Source organism: Streptomyces sp. NPDC096311 (assembly GCF_044763085.1).
GTDB lineage: Bacteria > Actinomycetota > Actinomycetes > Streptomycetales > Streptomycetaceae > Streptomyces.
Window position 1 is genome coordinate 155,328 of record NZ_JBIWFN010000018.1, and the last position, 16,305, is coordinate 171,632.

The window sequence follows — 16,305 nt, forward strand, 5'->3', positions numbered from 1 at the left end:
TCCGGGCGGCTCTGGCGGTGACGGGAGCGGGGCACTGTGTGCATTTCGCATCTTTCCGTCGCCGGACACCGTCTGTCCACGAGGTGCGTGCAGGACTCTTGAGGCTGAAGAGACGTGATGCGTAGGATCGTTGGGAACGGAATGAAACGTTTCAATTCACGCGACACCATCCACTTCACCGTCGACTTCACCATCGAGGGGCGACACATGGCCAAGGATTGGAACCGCCGCGTCTTCCTGCGCAGCTCCGTCGTCGGAGCGGGCGCCACCGTCGCACTCGGGTCCGGGGGCGCCCACACCGCCTCCGCGACTCCCGGATCGAGCGCCGACGCCCCGCGGGAGGGCGGCCTGCGCATCGACCGCACCACCGTCGAGTACGCCGAGACGCTGCTCGGCACCGAGGTCGAACACCCCCGACTCACCTGGGAGTTGACCGCCCCGGGCCGGGAGGCGCGGCAGTCCGCGTATCAGGTGCGGGTGGCGCTCACCGAGAAGGACCTGCGCGAGGGGCGGCGCCTGGTCTGGGACTCGGGGCGGGTCGAGTCGGACCGCAGCGTCGGCATCGCCTACGCGGGGCTCGCGCTGCGGCCCCGTAGTCGTTACCACTGGCAGGTCAGGGTCTGGGACGGCGACGGCCGCCCGTCGGCGTGGAGCGCCCCGCGCTGGTGGGAGACAACGTTGCCAAAGGACGGCTGGCAGGGATTCTGGATCGGGGCGGCGGCCCTCCCCGAACCGCCCGGCTTCGAAGGGGCGTCCTGGATCTGGTCGCCGGGCTCGACCACCGGTTCCGCCCCTGTCGGACCCCGTTGGTTCCGTACCGCGACCACCCTCCCCGCCGGCAGTGAGGTGCGCAGGGCGAGACTGGTGGCCACGGCCGACGACGACTTCACGCTCTACGTCGACGGACAGCAGGTCCTGTATCAGCCCCAGCAGACGGACGCCTGGCGCACGGGGCATCTCGCCGACGTCACCGAGCAGGTGCGCGGGGCGAGCGGCGGGCGGATCGTGGTCGCCGCCGTCGCGACCAACCGCGACAACGGGTCCGCCAATCCGGGCGGGCTCCTGCTCCGCCTGATCGTGGAGACCACGTCCGGCGACACGGTCGAACTCGTCACCGGCGACGGCTGGCGCTGCGCCGACAGCGAGCAACAGGGCTGGCAGCGGCCCGACTTCGACGACACGGGCTGGTCCGGGGCCGCCGTGCTCGCCCTCTGGGGACAGGGCCCCTGGGGCACCGGCGTGTCCGTCAGCGTCGCCGAACAGCCCGCTCCGCTGCTGCGCCGGACGTTCAGCGTCCCGAAGGACGTCGTGCGCGCCCGCCTGCACATCAGCGGACTCGCCTACTACGAGGCCGAGATCAACGGAGTCCGCGTCGGCCGTCAGGTCCTCGACCCCGGCTTCACGGACTACGAGGAGACGGTGCTCTACGCGGTGCACGACGTCACGGACCGCGTCCGGCGCGGTGCCAACGCGATCGGGGTGACGCTCGGGCGCGGCTTCTTCGGTCTGACCAGCCCCACCGCGTGGAACTGGAACCGAGCGCCCTGGCACGGTGAACCCCGACTGCTGGCGCAACTGGAGATCGACCATCCGGACGGCTCGCGCACCACCGTCGCCACGGACGGCACCTGGCGGATCACCGACGGGCCGACCCTCTCCAACTCCCTCTACGCGGGCGAAACTTACGACGCCCGCAAGGCGCCCCAGGACTGGACGCGCCCCGGCTTCGACGACCACTCCTGGCAGCAGGCCCAGCGGCAGACCGCGCCCAAGGGCACCTTGCGCGCTCAGGGGCACGACCCGATCGAGGTGGCGAAGACCGTACGCCCGGTGGACATCCGTGAGGTGAGCCAGGGTGTCCACGTCGTCGACATGGGGCGAACACTCGCGGGCTGGGCCCGGCTGACCGTGCGCGCCGAGGCGGGGACGACCGTCCGGCTGGTCCACGGGGAGCGGCTGAACTCCGACGGGAGTGTGCTCGCCCGCAACGACCTGGTGCCGGGCCGCTGCCAGACGGACGAGTACGTGTGTGCGGGCGGCGACGCGGACGAGGTGTGGGAGCCCAGGTTCTCGTACAAGGGCTTCCGTTATGTCCAGGTCAGCGGGCTGCCCGCGAAGCCGGGGCCCGAGCAGGTGCTCGGGCGGGTCGTGCACACGCGGGTGGCGTCGACGAGCACGTTCTCCTGCTCCGAACCGTTCTACGAGCAGTTGGACCGGGCGATGCGCCGCACCGTCCTCAACAACCTCCACGGCATTCCGACGGACACTCCCGTGTACGAGAAGAACGGCTGGACCGGCGACGCGCAGCTGGGGGCGCCCGTGATGGCGTACGCCTTCGGTGTGCACCGCTTCCTGACGAAGTGGCTCGGTGACCTGAGGGACAGTCAGAACGCCGAAGGACAGCTGCCGGTGATCGTGCCGAGCGGCGGCTGGGGCTACCACGATCTGGCCCCCGCTCCCGAGTGGACGACGGTGTACCCCTTCCTGCTGAGGGAGATGTACCGCGTGTACGGGGACGAGCGGCTCGCCCGTGACCACTGGGCGCCGCTCGTCCGCTACCTGGACTGGGAGATCGGGCGTCTCCAGGACGGCCTTGCGGTGACCGCCCTCGGCGACTGGCTGCCGCCGGGCTACGGCGGCAACCCGCCCGAGGACACCAGGCTGACCGCCACGGCCTATCTGCACCGCGCGCTCACCGCGACCGCGGAACTGGGCGACCTGCTGGGCGACACCGAGGTGGCGGCCCGCTACCGCAAGACGGCCGACGCGTTGAAGGAGGCGTTCAACGCGGCGTTCCTCGGCGCGGACGGCCACTACCGCACGGCGAAGGACCCCGACTACCGCCAGACCAGCAACTGTCTCCCGCTGTCCTTCGGGCTCGTGCCGCCCGGCGCCCGGGCGAGCGTGGTCGACTCGCTCCTGGCCGACATCGCACGGCGTGGCAACCACCTCAACACGGGGGCGCTGGGCACCAGCGTGCTGCTGCGCGAGCTCTCGGCCCAGGGGCATCCCGAGGTGGCCCACGCCCTCGCCACCCAGCGCACCTACCCCGGTTGGGGGTACTGGTTCGACAACGGCGCCGACACCATGTGGGAGATGTGGCCGCTCGACTCCCGCTCCCGGGACCACTACTTCCTGGGCACCGTGGTGCAGTGGCTCTACGAGAACGTGGCGGGCCTGCGCCCCGGCGACGCGGGCTACCGCACCTTCACGGTCCGCCCGGACGGCCGAACGGGCGTGGACTGGGCCCGTACCTCGGTGCGGACCGTACGCGGCCTGGCGGCGGTCGCATGGTCCTTCGTGGACGGGACGATCCGGCTGTCGGTGGGAGTGCCGATCGGGGCGACGGCGGAGGTGCATGTGCCGGCGACCGACCGCTCTGCCGTCGCGTCGCCTGCCGGTGCGAAGTGGGTGCGCTCGGAGCCGGGGTTCGTCGTGTACGCGGTACCGCACGGGAGTTGGGAGTTCGTGGCGCGCGTCTGAGTCGCGCCCGGGGACGCCGCGGCAGGTCGGCGCGGGCAGGTGCGGGAGGGGTTGTGCGAGCCGTGTCAGAGGGTTGCGCAGGCGCTGTGAGGGCTTGTCGGATCGCCGCCATAATGCCGGGATGATCAACCCCTCCCCCACATCCGCGCCGGTCCCGCGCGTCCCCGTCGTCATCATCGGTGCGGGACCGGCCGGGCTCACCGTCGCCAACATCCTGCGGGCCGCGTCCGTCGACTGCGTGGTCCTCGAGACCGAGAGCCGGGAGTTCGTCGAACAGCGGCCCCGCGCCGGATTCATCGAGGAGTGGGCGGTGCGCGCGCTGCGTCGACGGGGGCTGGCCGACCGGCTGGAAGAGCGGGCGCAGGCGCACAGCGAATGCGAGTTCCGGATCGACGGCGAGCAGCACCGCTTCCGGTACGCCGCGCTGACCGGGGACCGGCACTTCGTCTATCCGCAGCCGCTGCTGGTGACGGACCTGGTGCGCGAGTACGCCGACGTGAAGGGCGGCGAGATCCTTTTCGGTGTGCGGGACGTCGCCCTCCATGGCATCGACGGCGACCGCCCGACGGTGCTCTTCACCGATCCGCAGACGGGTGAGCGCCGACGGATCGACTGCGACATCGTCGCCGGCTGCGACGGCGCGCGCGGAGTGACCCGCGCCCATGTGACCCCGGACCGGGGCACGGTGGCCCGGTACGACTACGGGGTCGGCTGGCTGGCGCTGCTCGCCGAGGCACCGCCGTCCAGCGACTGCGTCGTCTTCGGTGTCCACCCGCGCGGATTCGGCGCCCATATGGCCCGCAGCCCCGAAGTCACCCGCTACTACCTGGAGGTGGCGCCCGGTGAGGACCCGGAGAACTGGTCGCACGACCGCGTGTGGTCGGAGCTGCACGCCCGGCTGTCGGCCTCCGGAGTCCCGGCGCTCACCGAGGGACCGCTGATCGAGAAACGCGTCCTCGACATGCACAGCTACGTCGTGGAGCCGATGACGTACGGGCGGCTGTTCCTGGCCGGAGACTCCGCGCACCTCGTCGCACCGATCGCCGCGAAGGGCATGAACCTCGCGCTGCACGACGCACTGCTGCTGGCCGACGCGCTCGTCGCCTACTACCTCAGAGGGGACGCCGACGGGCTGCGCGGCTACTCGGCGGCCTGTCTGCGGCGGGTGTGGGAGTACCAGGAATTCTCCCGGTGGTTCGCGGAGTTGCTGCACGGACCGTCCTCGGGCGATCCCTTCCGTGCGGGTTCCGCACGAGCCCGTCTCCGGCGGCTCCTCGGCTCACCCGCGGCGGCGGCCACCTTCGCCGAGTCGTACATCGGCAAGGACACCGGTCCGATGTCCGCGACGACACCGTGAGATGAACTGCGGTGGATGAGGCCTGAATTCTTCGCACGGGTGCGCTACGCGCAAAGAATTCCGGAAAACGGGGCCCCGGAATCGCCCGCCTTTGAACACACAACGTCACACCCGCCGTACAACCGGGAAAGGTGAGAGTCCGGTGCGCAGCGAGGGATGACCATGGTCAAGGTGCAAGTCTCCACGGATGAGTTGGTCGCCGGAAGATACCGACTGCTGGAGGGCGTCCACCACGAGGAGGGGCGTGCGGGCTGGCACGGTCAGGACGTCGAGTCCGAGCGGCCGGTCACCCTGACGCGCTCCCGGCTCCCGGCCCATCTCCGTGAGGAGGCGGAGCTGCGCACCGCCGTCCGGATCACCCGGGAGTCCGAGGCCCTGGGGCTGGTCTGCCCCGGCCGGGTGTCCGTCGTCGTCGACGTCGTCGAGGACGAGGATTTCCTGTGGACGGTCACCGCACGGCCGGAGGGCGTTCCGCTCAGCGCGCTCCTCGGGCACGGCCCGGTGGACTACGTCCGCGCGGCCCGGATCGGGCTCGGCGTCCTCGACGTCCTGGGCGCGGCCCATCGGGAAGGGATCACACACGGCGATCTCAGCCCCGGCCAGGTGTGGGTGGAGGAGCGGGGCGGGGTCACGGTGGCCGGCTTCGGGCTGATGGGGGCCAGCGCGTCCCCGCGCGTCACGGCACCGTCGTACGCCTCTCCCGAGCAGGCCCGTGGTGAGGGCGGTGGACCGGCCACGGACCTGTGGTCGCTGGGCGCGATCATGTACGAGATGGTCGAGGGCCGGCCCGCCATCCGGGACCGGGGAGGGCTCGAAGCGACGTTCCGCGCCGTGGAACGGCTGCCCATCCGGGCCCCGTTGAGCGCCGGGCCGCTCAGTCCGGCCATTCAGGGGCTCCTGCGCAGGGATCCGGTGGAGCGGGTGCCCGAGTCGGTCGTGCGGGAGGCGCTCACGCGCATTCTCAAGGCGGAGCCCGACGAGGACTCGATGCCCACCGAGACCCTGCCGATCTTCCGGGACCTCGACGCCCCGCCGGCGAGGCGGGTGTGGGGCAAGGTGCCCCTCAGCCGCCCGGTGCTGCTGGGCGGGGCGCTGGCCGTGACGGTCGTCTGCTTCGCCGGGCTCACCGCGGCGGGCGGGCTGTCCGAGCGCGGCGCCTCCGCGTCCGGTCCCGCGCCGTCCCCCAGCGTTTCCGCCACACCGTCCCCCGCGCCGAGCGCCTCACCCAGCAGCACCGTTCCCCAGCAGGCCCCGTCGACGTCCCCCTCCCCCTCTTCTTCCTCATCCGCTTCCACCTCCCCTTCTCCGTCCCACACCGTCACCGAGGATCCGCCGACCGGCTTCTTCCGCTACACCGCGCCCCAGGGCTTCTCCGTCGAGCTGCCCAAGGGCTGGCAGCCGGTGCGGACCGAGAATTCCGCCGACGGCTCCTATCGGGTCACGCTCGGCGCGAGCGGGGACCCGCGCACGCTGGTCGTCACCTACAGCACCCAGCTCACCTCGGACCCCGTCGCGGTCTGGCGCGAGGTGGACGCCTCGCTGCGCGGCGACTCCATCGCCTACGAACGGCTGGGCGGCATCCGCGCCGTCACCTACCAGGGCTACAAGGGTGCGGACATGGAGTGGCTTTCGACGAACGACGGGGTCCGTGAGCGCACGTTCGGACGCGGTTACCTCATCGGTGACCACGAGGGCTTCTCGCTCAGGTGGACGACCCCGGCCGCCGACTGGGACACCGCCGCCGACCAGGCCGCCCTGACCACCTTCCTGCGGACCTTCAAGGGCGGATCACAGTGAACCCGTATGGCAACAGCCGTCCCTGCGCATCAGCCGCCCCACTTCGAACCAGTCGTCCTCGGTCGCGGCGCGCCACCGCTCCGATGCCGACGCCGACCCCGACGCCGAGACCTTCGACGGCGGCTCGAACGCGGCCACCAGGTCCTGCGTCACGTACGGCGTTCCGCCTCTCAGCACCGACACCGTGCGGACGAGGGTGTCGAAGTCCGCGAAGGGATCGCCGTCCACCACCGTGAGATCGGCGAGTTTCCCCGGCTGTACGGTGCCGAGGTCGCCGTCGAGGCCGAAGAGGCGGGCCGGCAGGACGGTCGCGGTGCGCAGCGCCCCGGCCGGGGACAGCCCGCCGCGGTGCAGGGCGCGCAGGCCCAGGTGCAGGGAGAGCCCGACCGGTACGAGCGGCTGGTCCGTGCCGAGCGCGACGAGACCGCCCGCCGCCAGTATCCGCCGGTAGACGTCCGTCTCGGTGCGCAGGGTGGCCAGTTGGGCCGCGGTGGGCGGGACACCCGCGGACCGCCGTACGGCGGCGGAGTCCCACGGAGGCATGACAACGGTGACGCGGGGGTCGTCGGCGAGCCCCGGATCGGCGCCGAGCAGCGGCGCGGAGGTGAACGGCGTGGCGATGAGGGCGAAGTTGACGCCCTTCCCGGTGTAGATCTTCACGACGTCCTCGTACGCCCGCCCGGTCGCGGTCAGGGCGTGTCCGAACTCCCCGCGCTGGGTGGCCAGCAGATGGGTCGTCAGGTCCTGTCCGCTCTGGACGCCGGGTGACAGGAGGTGGCTCCCCGAGCGCACCCCGAGCCGTTCGTGCGCGAATCGCGCCGCTTCCTCCATCACCCAACTCGGCGCACGCACATAGGTCTTGACGAAGTCCCAGTCGAGGGCGGCACCCCGCTCCAGCGACCTGCGCAGACCGTCCCCCGTGCGGTGGGCGCGCCCCATGCTGTAGGCGACCCGCGAGCCGTCGAGCAGTTCGCCGGTCGTCAGCAGGCGGGGTCCGGCGAGCTGGCCGACGGCCACCGCCTCGCGGATGCGGGCCTGCTCGTAGGCGAATCCGCCCAGGGAGACGGCCGTCGTGATCCCGTACGTCAGTTGTCCGACGGTCTGGCGGCCTCCGTAGGTGCTCTGCCAGGGGTGGGTGTGGGTGTCCCACAGCCCGGGGATCACCGTGCGGTTCGAGGCGTCGATCCTGCGGAGGGCGCCACGGCCGCGGGCCTGGTGCGGCGCGACCTCGGCGACGCGTCCGCCGCGTACGACGATGTCCACGTCGTCCCTGAGCGACTCGCCTGTGCCGTCCCACAGGCGACCGGCGTGCACCACCGTGTCGGCGGGGGCGGGCCGGTGCTGGTCGAGCGGGACCCGGACGGTGCGGCGGCCGTGCCCGTCGATGCCGATGAGCCGCAGTCGGCCCGCCGAGAGGTACAGGACGGTTTTCGAGTCGCCGGACCAGGAGGGGTGGTCGGCGGGCTCGGTGGCGAGGGTGCGCGGGGCCCCGGTCGGGGTGCCGTCGGGGGCGACGGGCAGCAGGCACAGTGCGGACTCGACGACGACCGCCATCCAGCGTCCGTCGGGTGACCAGACGGGTCCGGAGTCGTAGCGGTCGGCGATGCAGACGTGGGGTGCGACAGCGTGGAGGCGGTCGGTGCCGGTCGTGGTGTCGACGATCCGGATGACGTTGTAGCCCTCGCGGAAGCGGAGGTTGAGGCGGTTGCGGTCGCACAGTGCGAGGTATCTGCCGTCGGGCGACCAGCTGGGGCGGCCGGGCAGCCCGCCGCCGCCGAGCGGGGTCACCAGGACGCGTTCCTCACCGCCGGCCAGATCGCGCAGGACGAGCCGTCCGGTCATGTCGACACAGGCGAGCCGCTTCCCGTCGGGCGAGAGCGCGGGATGGACCCGCCCGCCCGTGGCGAGCGCGGTCTCCTCGCCGGTGGCGAGATCGCGCCGGTACACGCCGAGCAGTCCGTCGCGGTCGTCGGCGTACACGAGGGACCGTCCGTCGCGTGCCCAGACCGGTGCGAGCAGATAGCGGGTGGGCCCGGACGTCCGCAGCCGCTCGGGTGGGCGCCCGCCCGAGGTTCCGGCCAGCCAGAGCGAGTTGAGGGCGGCGAAGGCGATCCGCCGTCCGTCGGGGGACAGCGCGGGCAGGTGGATGCCCCGTACCGGGCGCACCCGAGCCTCGCCGAGGTCGTACTCCTTGGTCCGGTACCGCGGCCGGTCCACCGGCAGTTCGCCCTGGAAGGGGATCGGCTCGGTCCGCGCCGGCTTCTCCGGTCGTACGAGGGTGAAGTGGCCGTCCACGGTGAGGAGCAGTTCCCCCGCCGCGGTCCAGCGTGGCGGCACGGGTGCGAGGTCTCCGGCGAGCGCGACGGGCGTGCCGTCGACGACGAGGGTGCAGGAGGCGCTCGGGGCAGCGGTGACGCGCAGGTACGCGAGGCGGCGGCCGTCGGGGGCGAGGGCCGGGGTCATGACCTGTGCGGCCGTGGTCTCCGTGTGCTCGACGACGACCGGGCCCGCGGCGCCGGCCGGTACCGCGGCGATGGTGCGTGCTTCGAGGCCGGGCCCCGTGGGCAGGGTGACGGCCTTCGCACGGACGAAGAGGACGCGCCTGCCGTCCGGCGACCAGGTGGGGTCGAAGTCCTCCCAGGGGCCGTCCTGCAGCGGGCCGTCCTGACCGGTGAGCCCGGTGACGCGGGTCAGTTCGCCGCTCGCCAGATCCAGGACGTGGATGCGGTACGGGCTGCCCTCGACCGGGTCGCCGCCGCGCTCGGAGGCGAAGGTGATGCGGGTGCCGTCAGGGGACCAGGCCGGGGCGCGGTCGTCCCAGGGGCCGTCGGTGCGCTGCCGTACGTCCGAGCCGTCGGGGCGCATGGTCCACAGGTGGTAGCCGCCGCCCTGGTACGCGCAGAACGCGATGAGCTTGCCGTCCGGGGAGTACGTGGGCCGGTCGGGTTCGAGGCCGGCCGGGGTGAGGGGCACGGCACGGCCGCCGGTGCGTGGGAGCGACCACAGCACATGCTGGATCTCGACGATCAGCCGGTCGCCGGCCGGCGAGAGTGTGGCCGCGCCGTTCGTGGCCTCCGAGAACGACAGGGAGAGCGCGGCGCGGCTGCGCGCCGCGGCCGGAACGGTGCTGAGGGCAGTGGGGGTAACGCCGACGACACTCGCGGCGCCTGCCGCGGCGAGGAGTTGACGACGGGAAGGACGAGAGAGAGGGGAGCGCGGGGAAAGCGGGGAGGGACGGGAGGTGGGGAGGGCTTCGGGACTCCGGTCACGTTCCATGACAGAGAACGCTTACTCATCTCAAAGCCCGGGGGCAACAACGCCATTCACGCCACACGGGTACCTCCCGTACGCGAGGCCTTCCTCCCGACGCACCTCTTGTCGCCGCCTCACCGCCGACCTAGACTCCTCTCTGAACTGAAGTTGGTTCAGTAAGTGTCTCGTGCCACGGACGGGAGCAGACCGCATGCTGGATTCACTCGGTGGCAAGGCCGCCCTCGTCACCGGCGCGGGCCAGGGCATCGGGCGGGCCATCGCCGTGGAGATGGCCCGCCAGGGGGCGTCGGCGGTGGCCGTAGCCGACCGGAACGCGCAGACCGCCGCTCTCACGGCCGAGTTGGTACGCGCTGCCGGGGCGAAGTCCGAGGTGATCGTCTGCGATCTGCGGGTCCGCGACGACATCGAGATGATGGTGACGCGCGCGGCGGAGCGGTTCGACGGACTGGACGTGCTGGTCAACAACGCCGGGGTGATCGAGAGCACGGTCACGACGGACCACGACCGCGCCGTCGACTCGCTCTCCGAGGAGGTCTGGGACGCCGTCTACGAGGTCAATCTCAAGGCCGTGTGGCTGACGACCAAGTTCGCGGCGCCGTATCTGCGCCGCTCGCGGCGCGGCCCCTCCATCGTCAACGCCGCGTCCGTCTCGGGCCTCACCGGCTTCCCCAACGCCCCCGCCTACGGAGTCACCAAGGCCGGGGTCATCCATCTCACCAAGGTCACCGCCGTCGATCTCGCCCCGGTGCGCTGCAACTGCTTCTGCCCCGGCGTCATCGACACACCTCTGGCCCAGGACTTCTTCGCCGCGGCCGAGGACCGGGACGCGAGGGAACGGGAGCTCACCGCCCCGCAGTTGGTGGATCGGCTGGGGCGCCCGGAGGAGGTGGCGCGGCTGGCCTGCTTCCTGGCGTCCGACAGTGCGGCGTTCATCACGGGTGCCGCGTATGTGATCGACGGCGGCGCGCTCGCCTGGCGCGGCGTCAGGGGCTGACGACGGAAGCGGGAGTGGTCGCGATGGAAGCGAGACTGGCAGGGAGGACGGCGCTGGTGACGGGCGCCACCGGAGGCATCGGCGAGGCGGTCGTCCGGCGGCTCGCGGCCGAGGGCGCCGCGGTCGTGGTGACCGATCTGGACGCCGACCGCTGCGAGAAGCTCGCCGAGGAGGTCGGGGGCGGCGCCCTGGGCCTGGCTCTGGACGTCTCGGACGAGTCGGCCTGGCAGGAGGTCGTCGCCAGGGCGACGGCCGCGCTCGGCGGTCTGGCCGTACTGGTCAACAACGCGGGGATCGCCGCGATGGGCACCGTGGAGACGGAGACCAAGGAGACCTGGGACCAGGTGCTCGCGGTCACCCAGACCGGCGTCTGGCTCGGCATGAAGCACGGTGGCGCGGCCATCGAGCGCTCCGGGGGCGGGTCCGTGGTCAACGTCGCGTCGATCTTCGGCACGGTGGGCGGGTTCGGCGCCCAGTTCTCGTACCACGCGGCCAAGGGCGCGGTCCGTCTGATGACCAAGAACGCCGCGCTGCACTGGGCGCGGCGGGGCGTACGCGTCAACTCGCTGCACCCCGGCTTCATCGAGACGCTCCGCTCCCGTGAACTGTGGCGCGGTACGCCCCGGTTGACCGCGATGCTCGACGGCACCCCGCTCGGCCGGCTCGGCACACCCGACGAGGTGGCGGCCGCGGTCGCGTTCCTCGCCTCCGACGACGCGAGCTTCATGACGGGTTCGGAGCTGTACGTCGACGGAGGCTGGACGGCGCGCTGAGCGGGCCAGGGCTACGACGTCACGGCGGCGGTGTAGCGCAGGACGCCCTCGGTCTCCGTGCGCGCGACCCGGCCACGGGCCACCAGCACGTCCAGGTGGGCGGCCGTCTCGTTCACGGCGAGCATCTGGTTGAAGGCGCCGAGGTCCGCGAAGGGCAGCTGCCGCCGGGTCCACCCCAGCTCCTGGGCCACCGCGTAGGCCGTGAGCGTACGGTCGCCGAGGACCGCCAGGGCCTGCGCGAGGCGGTCGTCGTGGTGGTCGAGCAGCTCGCCGACGCGCGTGTGGACGCTGGGGCCGACCGGGCCGTGGGCCGGCAGGAGCCGGGCGTCGGCGAGGGTGGTCAGGAGGCGCAGCGAGTCGAGGTAGTCGCCCAACGGCAGTGCGGTGGAGCCGAGTTCGAAGCCGATGGACGGGGTGATGTGCGGCAGCACGTGATCCCCGGAGAAGAGCAGCCCGCGGGCCTCGTCGAGGTAGACGACATGCCCCCGGGTGTGTCCCGGCGTCGGGACGACCCGCAACCGCGTGTCGGCGAAGTGGATCTCCTCGTCCCCCAGCCAGCGGTCCGGGGCCTCCCACACGCTCGGGTCGAAGCCTCCGTGGTCCATCGCGGCGACCCGCTCGGCGAGTTCGTGGGCCCCGGCCCGGCGCAGCGTGTGCAGCGAGCCGGACGGCCGGTCCGTGCCCGTCTCTCCGAGCAGTTCCAGACTGCGTCGCTCGCCCGAGCCGAGGTAGACGCGGGAACCGAGCAGCCTGCGCAGTTCGACGGCCTGGGTGTAGTGGTCCCGGTGGATGTGGGTGACCAGGACATGGGTGATCTCGCCGAGGTCGTGACCGATGGTGGCCAGCGCGTCCTCCAGCGCCTTGCGGGACTCGGGGATCGACCACCCCCCGTCGATCAGGACCAGGCCCTCCGTCAGCCCTTCCAGCGCGTACACGTTGACGGCCCGCAGCCCGTCGTCCGGCAGCGGAAGCGGGATGCGGTGAACGCCGGCTCGTACGGTCTCGGCGCCCGCGTCCGCCCAGCGGCCTCGGTCGAAGCGGGCGGTGTGAGCCGTGGGGGTGGTCATGCATCTCCTTGCCGGTGCTGTTCGTGATCCGGTTGTCCGTGCTGTTCGTGATCCGCTTGCTGATGTGGATCGCGATCCGTGAGTCTGTGTGGTTCCTGACGCGCGGCGAGCCGCGCGTGCAGTTCGTGGGCGAGTCTTCGGGCCGCGGACCGGTCGAGCTTGCCGACGGTGGTCTGCGGCAACTCGCTGACGGAGAAGGCGAATTCGGGCCACTTGGCCTTGGACAGGCCGGTGCGGGCGAGATGTTCGGTGATCTCGTCCAGTCCGATGCCGGTGCCGTCTGAGGCCCCGGCTTCCTCTCTGTGAGCCCCCGCCTCCGCCACGACGAGGGCGGCGGCGCGTTCGCCGAGCAGCGGATCCGGTACGGGTGCCACGCAGACCCGGGCGACTCCCGGATGGCTGGCGACGGCACGCTCGATCTCCGTGACGTCGAGATTGCGGCCGCCGCGGATGATGACGTCCTTCTCCCGGCCCATCACGGTGACCGTGCCGTCGTCGCCGGTCATGAGCAGATCCCCGGTGGGGAAGAAGCCGTCCGGGGTCAGGGCCGGCGACTCGACCTTGCCGTCGTGGGCGTAACCGAGGAAGAGCGAGGGCCCCCGGACCTGGGCGCGACCGGCCCGGCCCGGCCCCAGGGCGGTGCCGTCGGCGTCCACGGCGCGCAGTTCGGTGCCGGGGAACGGGCGGCCGTCGCGGCCCAGCCGGATCTCCTCGGGGTCGTCGGGCCGCGGCGAGGTGTGCCCGAGGCACTCGGACATGCCGAAGACCCGCAGGATCCGGGTGCCGAGGGAGCGTTCGGCGCGGGCGAGAGCCCCGCGGTCCATGGGTCCGCCGCCGACCGTGATCGAGCGGACCCCGTCGAGGACGCGTGATCCGGCCGCCGCAGAGCCCATCTGGAGGGCCATCGTCGGGACGCACATGGTCCACCGGACGTCGTGGGCGGCCATCCGCGCGAGCGCCTGTTCGCGGTCCCAGCGGCCGCTCAGAACGAGCGGTCCGCCGAGCATGAGGGCGAGGCAGACCCCGAAACAGTAGGCGGCGGTCGAGGAGAGCGGGACGACGGCGGCCACCGCGTCCCCGGCGCGCAGTCCGTTGACGTCGATGGTGCACGTGCACGCGTACCGCAGCGCGCTCTCGGACTGGACGACCCCCTTGGGGCGCCCGGTGGAGCCGGACGTGAGGCCGATGAGGGTGCCGCCCGACCAGCGGGAGGCGTCTCGTGGGCCGCGGCCCGCGAGGACCGTCCAGCCGTCCAGCGCCTCGGCGGGCCGCGCGCCGGGCAGGGGCGGGGTGCCGCTGCCCGGCGCGTGCCACTCGTCGAGGGCGGAGGGCTCGGCGATCACCGCGTCCGGACGGATGTCCTCCAGGGCGGCGGCGAACTCCGCCCGGGTCGTGTGCCGGTTGACGAGGGCCAGGACCCCACCGGTCATCCCGGCGGCGAGGGTCGCCGCGACGGTGCGCCAGGAGTTGTCGGCCTGCAGCAGCACCGTCCCGCCCGGCGTGCCGTCCGGTGTCATCGCCTCGGCCAGCTCGGCCGCGCGGTCCAGGAGGTCGCGCGCGGTGTGCAGGCCATGGTCGTCGACGACGGCCGTGAAGTCGGCACGTTCGGCCCGCTCGTAGAACTCCCGTACTGTCTGTCGCATCCGCTTCCCCGCCTTTTCGCGAAGGGTGGTGGAGCCCCGGTGTTCGGCCGTGTCAGGCCCGTGTTCGGCCCGCGGACGGCGGCGGGGCGTGCTCAGCCCGCGTACATCTCCTGCTCGCCGCCCATGACGGCGATACGGCGTCCCCGCATGTCGCCGACCTGGGCGACGGCGGCCGCCCACTCGGGGCTGTCGAGAGCCTTGCGCAGGTCCTCGGGGGTGTCGAAACCGAGGACGGAGAGGCCGTCCCAGCCCTCCGAACGCGGTTCGAGCGCCGCGTCGAGGTCGGTGTGCCGCCAGGACCTCAGTCCGGGCAGTCGGCGGGTGAGTTCGGCGTGCTCGCCGCGCCACCAGTCGATGAACCGCTCATGGGTCCAGTCGGACGGCCGGGCGGCCAGCAGGACGAGGTTGTACATCGCGCCCTCCTCAGGTGAACAACACTGCGGGCGAACGCCCGATGAGCAGCCGCCGCACCCGGCCCGAGCCGTCGAGCCGCGCCGAGGCCACGAAGCTCGCCTCCGGCTCGCCGAGGCGCCGCACCTCGCCGAGGAACAGCTCGTCCCCGCCGACGGTGCTCGCGGCCAGCAGATGGTGGGTGCGCACGCCCACCTCGCGCTGGTCGAGGTAACCCTCCAGCTCGGGCCGGCCGCCGTGGAAGTCGCTGGCGCCGTCGCCGCCGGTGGAGAAGAGGATGGAGAAGGAGAAGTCCTCGCTGATCATGTCGAGGATCCGCTCGGCGTCGGCGCTGTCCAGGGTGGCGAACCAGGTGGTCAGGAAAGAGGCGGTGGACTGTGTGGTCATGGCCGGTCCACGAGGTCGAAGTCGGTGGTGAAGAAGGACTGGTAGCGCGCCATCAGCCCGTCGGGCGACAGCCGCACAGCGGAGAGGAACGCGCCGGTGGTGACGCCCTTCTCGACCACGAAGCCGTACGCCGTCTCGACGTCACCGTCGGCCGCGTACCGCCTGATCTCGTGCGTACGGTCCACCGCCTCGCGTCCGGCGATGTACGCGGCGAAGTCCTCGCGGGACTCCCCCGTGCGCTGCCCGCCGGGCAGGGCGATGAGGAATCGGAAGCCGGGTTCCAGGAGTTCCAGGACCTTGTCAGGTTCCTGGCTGTCCATTCTGGCCATGTAGTCGCGAAGCACCATTGCTGATCGTTCTCCCTCAGTGCCGTGAAACAACCTGAGTTCAGTTCAGTTTGACTGTAATCCGGATGTCCCGACCCCGACAAGGGGCGGGACGCACCCGGAGTTCCGGAACTATCCGGCGACCATGCGCACCACGCACCCCTCGATCATCTCGCTGATCTCGGTGAGCGGGATCGCTCCGGTCGGGCGGTACCAGCGCCAGACACTGACGATCATGCCGAGGACGGCGAGGCCGAGGGTGTGCGCGTCCCGGACCGGGAAGGCGCCCTTCGCCATGCCCCGCATCAGCAGGTTCGTCCAGTCCCGCTCGACCATCTGCACCAGCTGACGGGCCGCGACGCGCTCGGTCTCCTCGCGCTTGGACTTGCGCTGATTGGCGAGCAGCGACATGTTGGCCTGCAGGATGCGCATCTGGCGAATCTCCTGCTCACTGACCGCGAAGGCCGAGCGAACCGCCGCGCGCAGCTCCTCGACGGGATCCACCGCGTCGGCCGTCGCCTCCGCGAACATGTCGTGGGAGCGCTGGAGTTCCAGGCGCATGATGGTGAGCAGGCAGTGGGCCTTGGACTCGAAGTAGTGGTACAGGGCGGTCTGCCCGATCCCGACCCGGTCGGCGACCTCGGACCACTTCGTGCTCTCGTAGCCGTCCTCCCCGAACCGCTCCACGGCGGCCACGAGAATGGCCGCGCGCTTGGACCTGGGCCCCTCCTGCGGATCCACGATCCGTGCCCTCGCCATCGTCTCTCCCTCTGCTCCACGACCGCTGTCGATCG

Annotated in this window: 12 protein-coding genes; 5 read left to right on the forward strand and 7 right to left on the reverse strand. The window is 71.9% G+C overall.

Annotated elements, in window-relative coordinates:
• The first annotated feature begins 141 nt into the window (after positions 1 to 141).
• The 3 genes from ACIRA5_RS37745 to ACIRA5_RS37755 all read left to right on the forward strand — a co-directional run bounded on the left by ACIRA5_RS37745 (position 142) and on the right by ACIRA5_RS37755 (position 6,637).
• Positions 142 to 3,483, forward strand: coding sequence for a family 78 glycoside hydrolase catalytic domain (locus ACIRA5_RS37745; RefSeq protein ID WP_403698727.1), 3,342 nt, complete (start codon positions 142 to 144; stop codon positions 3,481 to 3,483).
• Between the two features lie 121 nt (positions 3,484 to 3,604).
• Positions 3,605 to 4,840: a 4-hydroxybenzoate 3-monooxygenase gene (locus tag ACIRA5_RS37750; protein ID WP_403698729.1), complete on the forward strand. Its 1,236-nt coding sequence runs from the start codon at positions 3,605 to 3,607 to the stop codon at positions 4,838 to 4,840.
• Between the two features lie 162 nt (positions 4,841 to 5,002).
• On the forward strand, positions 5,003 to 6,637 hold the full coding sequence (locus tag ACIRA5_RS37755; protein WP_403698731.1) for a serine/threonine-protein kinase: 1,635 nt from the start codon (positions 5,003 to 5,005) through the stop codon (positions 6,635 to 6,637).
• Here the strand turns inward: ACIRA5_RS37755 and ACIRA5_RS37760 are convergent.
• Positions 6,629 to 9,913: an amidohydrolase family protein gene (locus tag ACIRA5_RS37760; protein ID WP_403698733.1), complete on the reverse strand. Its 3,285-nt coding sequence runs from the start codon at positions 9,911 to 9,913 to the stop codon at positions 6,629 to 6,631. The genes ACIRA5_RS37755 and ACIRA5_RS37760 overlap by 9 nt on opposite strands.
• 187 nt (positions 9,914 to 10,100) lie before the next feature.
• On the opposite strand from ACIRA5_RS37760, the gene ACIRA5_RS37765 reads away from it, so the two are divergent.
• Both ACIRA5_RS37765 and ACIRA5_RS37770 read left to right on the forward strand, forming a co-directional pair.
• The gene (locus ACIRA5_RS37765) at positions 10,101 to 10,904 is read left to right on the forward strand and encodes an SDR family NAD(P)-dependent oxidoreductase (protein ID WP_403698735.1); all 804 of its coding nucleotides are present in this window, start codon (positions 10,101 to 10,103) and stop codon (positions 10,902 to 10,904) included.
• Between the two features lie 23 nt (positions 10,905 to 10,927).
• Positions 10,928 to 11,677 carry an SDR family NAD(P)-dependent oxidoreductase gene (locus tag ACIRA5_RS37770; protein ID WP_403698737.1) on the forward strand — a complete coding sequence of 250 codons (750 nt, stop codon included), beginning with the start codon at positions 10,928 to 10,930 and terminating at the stop codon, positions 11,675 to 11,677.
• An 11-nt stretch (positions 11,678 to 11,688) separates the two neighbouring features.
• Here the strand turns inward: ACIRA5_RS37770 and ACIRA5_RS37775 are convergent, their stop codons facing one another.
• The 6 genes from ACIRA5_RS37775 to ACIRA5_RS37800 all read right to left on the reverse strand — a co-directional run bounded on the left by ACIRA5_RS37775 (position 11,689) and on the right by ACIRA5_RS37800 (position 16,270).
• Positions 11,689 to 12,744 (reverse strand): MBL fold metallo-hydrolase, encoded by a 1,056-nt coding sequence (locus tag ACIRA5_RS37775; protein WP_403698739.1) that lies wholly within the window; start codon positions 12,742 to 12,744, stop codon positions 11,689 to 11,691.
• On the reverse strand, positions 12,741 to 14,387 hold the full coding sequence (locus tag ACIRA5_RS37780; protein ID WP_403698741.1) for a class I adenylate-forming enzyme family protein: 1,647 nt from the start codon (positions 14,385 to 14,387) through the stop codon (positions 12,741 to 12,743). The genes ACIRA5_RS37775 and ACIRA5_RS37780 overlap by 4 nt, the downstream gene beginning before the upstream one ends.
• A gap of 92 nt (positions 14,388 to 14,479) precedes the next feature.
• Positions 14,480 to 14,800, reverse strand: a complete 321-nt coding sequence (locus ACIRA5_RS37785; protein ID WP_403698743.1) for an EthD family reductase — start codon at positions 14,798 to 14,800, stop codon at positions 14,480 to 14,482.
• Between the two features lie 10 nt (positions 14,801 to 14,810).
• Complete coding sequence (locus ACIRA5_RS37790) at positions 14,811 to 15,185, reverse strand: nuclear transport factor 2 family protein (protein WP_403698745.1); 375 nt, start codon at positions 15,183 to 15,185, stop codon at positions 14,811 to 14,813.
• Entirely contained in the window at positions 15,182 to 15,532 is a 351-nt protein-coding gene (locus ACIRA5_RS37795; RefSeq protein ID WP_355309208.1) for a nuclear transport factor 2 family protein, read from the reverse strand. Before ACIRA5_RS37795 ends, ACIRA5_RS37790 begins: the two co-directional genes overlap by 4 nt.
• Before the next feature lie 111 nt (positions 15,533 to 15,643).
• Positions 15,644 to 16,270 (reverse strand): TetR/AcrR family transcriptional regulator, encoded by a 627-nt coding sequence (locus ACIRA5_RS37800; RefSeq protein ID WP_403698747.1) that lies wholly within the window; start codon positions 16,268 to 16,270, stop codon positions 15,644 to 15,646.
• Between the last annotated feature and the right edge of the window lie 35 nt (positions 16,271 to 16,305).